6 protein-coding genes and 1 pseudogene are annotated in these 4440 nt (G+C 51.4%); 3 read left to right on the forward strand and 4 right to left on the reverse strand.

Going from position 1 to position 4440, the window contains the following annotated elements:
• Nucleotides 1-184: 184 nt before the first annotated feature.
• The gene (locus ACGF49_RS24040; RefSeq protein ID WP_158536619.1) at nucleotides 185-325 is read right to left on the reverse strand and encodes a hypothetical protein; all 141 of its coding nucleotides are present in this window, start codon (nucleotides 323-325) and stop codon (nucleotides 185-187) included.
• Between the two features lie 177 nt (nucleotides 326-502).
• Between ACGF49_RS24040 and ACGF49_RS24045 the strand changes: the two are divergent.
• Nucleotides 503-1018, forward strand: a pseudogene (locus tag ACGF49_RS24045) (RHS repeat-associated core domain-containing protein); the annotation flags it as partial.
• Nucleotides 1019-1022: 4 nt separating this feature from the next.
• Nucleotides 1023-1370: a hypothetical protein gene (locus ACGF49_RS24050; RefSeq protein ID WP_011147332.1), complete on the forward strand. Its 348-nt coding sequence runs from the start codon at nucleotides 1023-1025 to the stop codon at nucleotides 1368-1370.
• Between the two features lie 46 nt (nucleotides 1371-1416).
• On the opposite strand, the gene ACGF49_RS24055 is transcribed toward ACGF49_RS24050, so the two are convergent.
• The 3 genes from ACGF49_RS24055 to ACGF49_RS24065 all read right to left on the reverse strand — a co-directional run bounded on the left by ACGF49_RS24055 (nucleotide 1417) and on the right by ACGF49_RS24065 (nucleotide 2424).
• The gene (locus ACGF49_RS24055) at nucleotides 1417-1614 is read right to left on the reverse strand and encodes a hypothetical protein (RefSeq protein ID WP_228940707.1); all 198 of its coding nucleotides are present in this window, start codon (nucleotides 1612-1614) and stop codon (nucleotides 1417-1419) included.
• Nucleotides 1615-1628: 14 nt separating this feature from the next.
• On the reverse strand, nucleotides 1629-1949 hold the full coding sequence (locus ACGF49_RS24060) for a SymE family type I addiction module toxin (protein WP_387493161.1): 321 nt from the start codon (nucleotides 1947-1949) through the stop codon (nucleotides 1629-1631).
• 73 nt (nucleotides 1950-2022) lie between these two features.
• Nucleotides 2023-2424 (reverse strand): helix-turn-helix domain-containing protein, encoded by a 402-nt coding sequence (locus ACGF49_RS24065; protein ID WP_387493164.1) that lies wholly within the window; start codon nucleotides 2422-2424, stop codon nucleotides 2023-2025.
• Between the two features lie 102 nt (nucleotides 2425-2526).
• Here ACGF49_RS24065 and ACGF49_RS24070 point away from each other — a divergent pair.
• A partial coding sequence (locus tag ACGF49_RS24070) for a CHC2 zinc finger domain-containing protein (RefSeq protein ID WP_387493167.1) occupies nucleotides 2527-4440 on the forward strand: 1914 nt, incomplete at its 3' end.

Below are 4440 nucleotides of genomic sequence, written 5' to 3' on the forward strand. Positions count from 1 at the left end.
GTTGAAAACATAAAGATTACCTCAAGTCGTGTTTGTTATTGAGATCAATCTATGAGGAAAAAGTTCAATAACGAGGGGGCAGGTTAAAATATTTGTGTAGGAAAGACAGGTGCAGCCCCCAGGGGCTTCCCTGCTGAACAGCGTCACCTGCGGGCCTCGCCGGCCCGCACCCGGCCAACCCGCGTCAGCGGCGCAGACAAGCTGCCCCGCCGCCACGGGTTATCGATAAAACCCGGTTCTGGCAGGTTGAAAGGCGGTGTACAAACACGTCAGCAAATACACACAAGGGGTTAACGGCAGCTAACACCGCCGCTATACTGCTCAATGTGCAGACCGGATAAGGGCGTCAGGGTATGGCGGTAGCGTGCACACATCCTGAAAAGGCACGTCGGGTCAAAAAAAGTTGCAGGAGCAAAATGGGCGAAACGCGTCCTTCTGAAAGCCTTGTCCTGTGCGGCCTGGCATCGCCCTATAAGTATGACTGCCTCGGAGCTGATGCCCCTTTTGTGGCCAATATGAAGACACGGAAAGCGGTTTATTTTATAACCGGCACCGTTATTACGAGAGGGAAACAGGCCAGTACTTATCGCCGGACCCTATTGGGCTAAATGGGGGTCTGAATCCGTATGCGTACGTCCATAATCCGGCGAACTGCATTGATCCATTCGGGTTGGCGGGTTGTCCAACACAAAAATATGAAGTTAGTACATTCTATGATTTACAGAGACGTTCTAAGGTGGGTGATAAATTAGATATCCACCATGCGGCTCAAAAACATCCTGCGGGGCAAGTAATTACTGGTTATGATCCTAAAGTAGCTCCATCAATAGCTCTCCCTAGAGGAGAACATAAACTGATTCCTACAATGAAAGGACCATATACGGGATCGGCTAGAGATTTATTGGCAAAAGATATTAGAGACTTGCGCAATTATACTAATGCTCCTCCTTCAGCAATAAAAGATTTGCACAATTTAAATAAAGAAATGTATCCAGAAGCCTTCACTAAAATAAGGTAATAAGATGAATTCTCAACTATTTGTAGATATATTAAAGCTTGTAGTAAGAGATGCTGCTATCGAAGACACTATCTCAATACTTGAATCTCCCCCAGGTAGAAAACCACAAAGGGAACTAATTGAACTATCTGATTTTTATAATGAAAAATCGAAGGAAGAGAAAGAGATAATCAATAAAATAATAAGAATAGTAGCTGATAATACATTGTTCGGTATTCTTTGTGTTATTGATGGTGTACGTGCAATAGAAAATGATGAAAATAAAGGTGAGCTAATATTGACCTATAAAAAGGAAAGTATAGTTAACTTAAATAAAAATAGTAATCTGCACGATATATATAATGCTAGTTAATTAATAAAGCCGGAAGATCCCCGAGATCTTCCGGCCTTTTTATGATCTACCTTGGTGCATATCCACGGTAAGCCAGAGCAGATTGAAGCTTAGAGATCGCATCTTTGATCTGATACGCTTCCTCATCATTCACCGCGCAAGCCCGTATCTCTGACCAGTTCAGCCGCTTAACCAGTTGGGCCAGGGCCAGCGCTTCAATGTGGGTTAACTGAATGTCCTGTAAATGTTCAATCGCTGTCGTCATCTCATGTTCTCCCCTTAACCCGCAAAACCACTTATTAACGCCCGCATCTGCTGCTTAATCTCCCGCAGTTGGGCCTGTTGCCGCTGGTACTGCTGATACTGTTGTTGCGTGGCCTCACTGTCAGGAATAAGGACCAGACAACCGTCCATCACCTTCACCGTAATCTGGCCGCCGGTATTAAACCCCGCCTGTCTCAGCCACTGTCCCTTAAGATGTATCGCCGGTGTGGCGTTGTTGACCCTGTTCCCGTTCGATACATAGCCCACCGTGTAATAACGTTCTGTTTTCACAGCTTTATTTATCGCCGCTTCTGCTTTAGAATGCGCCTTAGCCATAGTAACTACCTCTTTTAGTTGCTTGTGGTGAGCGGCAGACGTGAGGTGCGAACTCACCGTCTGCCGCGCTATCTCAACGCTTAGTGCTGTTAAATCCCATTGCCTGTTCAACCATTGCTTTCTTGACAAAGCTGTCAAGTACCACAATCAACGCTTGTTGATCGGTATCTGGCAACAGGTCCGCTTTTTGCCACAAAGAATGTAATGTGTGGTTGCGGATCTTTACTTCATCCGATACGGCCTTGCGGCCAACCAGTTCATCTATCGTGACCTGGAGCACATCAGCGATCTTAATAACCGTTTCCAAATGTGGCGCACTCGCGCCTTTTTCCCAACGATTATAAGCGCGCGGATCAACGCCCAACAGTTCAGCCAGCCGAACCTGACTTAAATTACGTGCCTCACGCAACAAGCGAAGACGTTCTGCAAATGCTGACATATCCAACCCTGCACACAATGAATCAATAGGGTTCATTGTATCGTCTCCTTTTTTAGCTGCCTGTTGCAAATCTCATAATATATAGATAATATAATCTACATATATGTCTATTGACAAGGGTTTAAAAGGAACATTTTTATGGCACGCATCCCGGAAGCAGAATTACAGCACCTGAAAGCCGCCGCCTCCTTAGTGGCCGTGGCGGAACAACAGGGACGAAAGCTGATTAAACACGGCAAAGATGATTACGTGGTGCTGTGTCCGTTTCATCAGGAGAAAACCCCGTCAATGGTGCTCAGCCCGAAAAAGAATCTGTATCACTGCTTCGGCTGTAATGCGGGCGGTTCAGTGCTGGACTGGGTAATGAAAACCGAAAGCTTAAGCCTGCGCCATGCGGCGGAGCGGTTGCGGGCTTTATTGGGCGAAAATCCGGCGGTCGAACCGCTGGTTGCGCCGTCTGAACCGACATTGCTGGCCGAAGATGAAGCCGGCCGGCAGGCGCTGCTGCATCGGGTGGTTGAGTTCTATCACCACACATTGCTGAACGCGCCGGAGATGCAGGCGTATCTGACCCAGCGGCGACTCAATCACCCGGAGTTAGTCGCTCACTTCCGGCTGGGCTTTGCCAACCGTACGCTGGGGTATCGCCTGCCGTCAAAGAAACTCAAACCGGGCGCTGAAATCCGGGCACGGCTGCGTACGGTAGGGCTGATGCGTGAATCGGGTCATGAACATTTTACCGGCTCGCTGGTTGTGCCGGTTATCGATCCTCAAGGGCAAATACAGGAAATCTATGGACGTAAAATCGGTGACCACCTGCGGGTGGGTACGCCGTCGCATCTCTATCTGCCGGGCACGCATCGCGGGGTCTGGAATGAGGCGGCGCTGATGGCCTCGAAAAGCCTTATCTTGTGTGAATCGCTGATTGATGCGATGTCGTTCTGGGTCGCCGGTCATCGGAACGTGACCGCCGCTTACGGGGTCAACGGGGTGACGGCTGACCACTGGCAGGCGTTTGAGCGGCATGGCATCAAACAGGCGCTTATCGCATTCGACAATGACAGCGCGGGCAATGAAGCGGCGGTAAAACTGGCGGCGGCGCTGCTGACAAAAGGTATCACCCCGCTGCGCGTGATGTTCCCGCCCGAAATGGATGCCAACGACTATCTGTGTCAGGTGGCCGAGCCAGAAGCCGCTTTCGCCCTGCTGCTTGAGAGCGCGACGCCAATGTCAACCGCAGTGACAACGCGCACGGAAGTGGAGGTATCAGCAGAAGCCGCCCCGCCTCCGGCTTTAGCCGCTGCTGTGGCGGCAGTGCAAAACCCGACGCCCGGCCTCATCTGGGAAGCGGGGGCAGACGGGGAACTTAAGGTCTCGCTGGGCAGCCTGCGCTGGTGCATTCGGGGGTTGTCTTCCGTGAAAGCGGGCGCAGTTGCCATAAAGCTCAATGCGCAGGTCATTGATACCCAAAGCGGCGTGATGTTCCTGGATGGCGTTGACCTGATGAGCGCACGCAGCCGCCAGGGTTACGCGCGGATGGCAGCGGCTGAGCTGGGGCTGGCCGAGGGGGATATTCGCCGGGCACTGGGACAGGTATTACTGGCGGTTGAACAGTGGCAGCAGCAGGGGGAAATGGGGACTGAGCAGAAAACGCAAGAAATGAACGACGCCGAGCGGGCAGCGGCGCTGGCGCTGCTGCAAGACCCGCAACTGAGTGAGCGCATCACCGCTGACTTAGCCGCCTGTGGCGTGGTGGGGGAAAGCACCAACCTGCTGGCCGGTTACTTAGCCGCCGTCAGTCGCAAGCTGGAACGTCCGCTGGCCGTGCTGATACAAAGCAGTTCAGCGGCAGGTAAAAGCAGCTTAATGGATGCCGTACTCAATCTGATACCGGAAGAAGAACGGCTGCAATACAGCGCCATGACCGGCCAGAGTCTGTTCTATCTGGGGGAAACCAATCTCCAGCATAAAATCTTAGCCATTGCCGAAGAGGAAGGGGTGCGGCAGGCCGCCTATGCGCTTAAGCTGTTGCAAAGCGACGGCGAACTGACC

It is taken from the genome of Photorhabdus sp. RM96S, from assembly GCF_042879335.1.
In the GTDB taxonomy this organism is placed as follows: domain Bacteria; phylum Pseudomonadota; class Gammaproteobacteria; order Enterobacterales; family Enterobacteriaceae; genus Photorhabdus; species Photorhabdus kayaii.

Coding starts and splice junctions, on each gene's coding strand:
- ACGF49_RS24055 (WP_228940707.1), bottom strand. CDS start 1,614: ATGACGACAGCGATTGAACATTTACAGGACATTCAGTTAACCCACATT.
- ACGF49_RS24060 (WP_387493161.1), bottom strand. CDS start 1,949: ATGGCTAAGGCGCATTCTAAAGCAGAAGCGGCGATAAATAAAGCTGTG.
- ACGF49_RS24065 (WP_387493164.1), bottom strand. CDS start 2,424: ATGAACCCTATTGATTCATTGTGTGCAGGGTTGGATATGTCAGCATTT.
- ACGF49_RS24050 (WP_011147332.1), top strand. CDS start 1,023: ATGAATTCTCAACTATTTGTAGATATATTAAAGCTTGTAGTAAGAGAT.